Source organism: Nocardia sp. NPDC004718 (assembly GCF_053601535.1).
Genome location: NZ_JBSGCA010000093.1, coordinates 1 through 1503, shown reverse-complemented (window position 1 = coordinate 1503; position 1503 = coordinate 1). Strand labels below are relative to the sequence as shown.

Below are 1503 nucleotides of genomic sequence, written 5' to 3'. Positions count from 1 at the left end.
CCCCATTTTTGCCTTTTCTCCCCCACTTTATTTTGTCGTTGGGGCTTCCCCCCCCCCCCCCCCCGGGGGGGGGGGAAGAGAGAGATGCAAACCCACATCCTCTCTGTCAGTCGAGGTCCCAGCTGGCCTCGGGGCGTGGGCGTGAAATGCTCTCCACGCCTGCCAGACTCGTTCCTCAACGTATCGGGTGTTGAAGCGCAGTACTTCTCGGACGTTGTTCACGGTCGCGCCGCTGCTGAGGGCTCGTTGAGCATGGATGAGGAAGGTATCGCCCAGAGTTTGATAGTGGATGTCGATATTCATCGTGGCGAATACTCTTTCGCGGATGGTGAGAGTATCCGGATCGGAGGGGGTGCGCATTCGGGACTGGAGATCGCGGTATTCCAGGAAGTGTGGATCCAGCTGTACCAAGGGGGTCCGCACTGGGTCCGGCAGCTGCGACGTCGCAGCGTCGGGTCCGGTGGTCAGCAGTTCGCCGAGTAGTTCCGTGATATTCGAGAGCGGCAGGCCCAGAGCCGTTTCGAACGCCCGCTGCACGAGATCCCGCTTCGGAACATCCTGGCGATCAACCGCATGCTTGCAGCAACGAATGCGCCGCGTTCGACGCGTGCCAGCGGACGCCGGATAATGGCTCAGGCACAAACTTGGTGATCTTGCCGGGGGTGGTGGTCAACTGAGGAGCACGAAGCGTCGCAGGAGATCGAAGTTGGCCCGGCCAAAGCACCTGCGCTTGATCGCCTTCAATCGGCAGACCGCGCCCTCGACGGCTCCGCTGCTCCATTCGAGGGTGAGTCCGTTGCGGACTGCGTCGTAGTCCTTGAGCAGACCGGCGGCGAATCCTTGAAGCTGGGAGATGTCACTGGCTTGGGCTGCAGCGATCCAGGCGTTGAGGTGCTGGCCCCGACGGTGGCGCAGCATCCCGCCGAAGTCGCTGACCAGCTGATCGACGCCGCGCAGGACCGGGCATCGATCCAGGATCCGGGCCAGGTCGGCTCGTTCGGCCTCGGTGCGCTGGTGTGCCGGACGGATGATCCAGCCGGTTTGTGCCTGAGCCAGATCCCGATGACCGTTGACAGACGCGGCTGCGCCGCTTCGTGCGGTGTACATCGCGAACTAGAAATCGCCTCGACAGTAGCGATCGTGTCTGGAGATGACGAGCTCGCAACCTCGGGATCGGCCTCGCTCCCGCAGTGCGACGCCTGATCGTTTTGGTAGCCGCCGACCTGGCCGGAGCCGAATCCGACTTCGCGCAGTTTGTGGAATCCGGCGGAGTCTGAGAAGAATTGACCGTAATGGTCCGGTCGTGTGCGTGGAAATAAGCGGCCGTCCGGTTCATGATCGAGGGCGAATAATTAGCACATCTGGTCACTGATTGGCTAGAAGTTTCTTCCCGCTACGAGTCCGTTTGTAGTCTGGTGTGCGCAAACATTTCTCGTGACGAGCATGTTCAGATCACGCGCAAACACCGGATGGGCCACAAACGGGACATCTCGGCATACTTCA

At 61.1% G+C, this 1503-nt stretch carries 2 protein-coding genes; one reads left to right on the top strand and one right to left on the bottom strand.

The features are described from left to right. Window positions 1–135: 135 nt before the first annotated feature. Window positions 136–483: a hypothetical protein gene (locus tag ACWEH3_RS34605; RefSeq protein ID WP_450025980.1), complete on the top strand. Its 348-nt coding sequence runs from the start codon at window positions 136–138 to the stop codon at window positions 481–483. 186 nt (window positions 484–669) lie between these two features. Here the strand turns inward: ACWEH3_RS34605 and ACWEH3_RS34600 are convergent, their stop codons facing one another. After that, entirely contained in the window at window positions 670–1107 is a 438-nt protein-coding gene (locus ACWEH3_RS34600) for a transposase (RefSeq protein ID WP_450025978.1), read from the bottom strand. Between the last annotated feature and the right edge of the window lie 396 nt (window positions 1108–1503).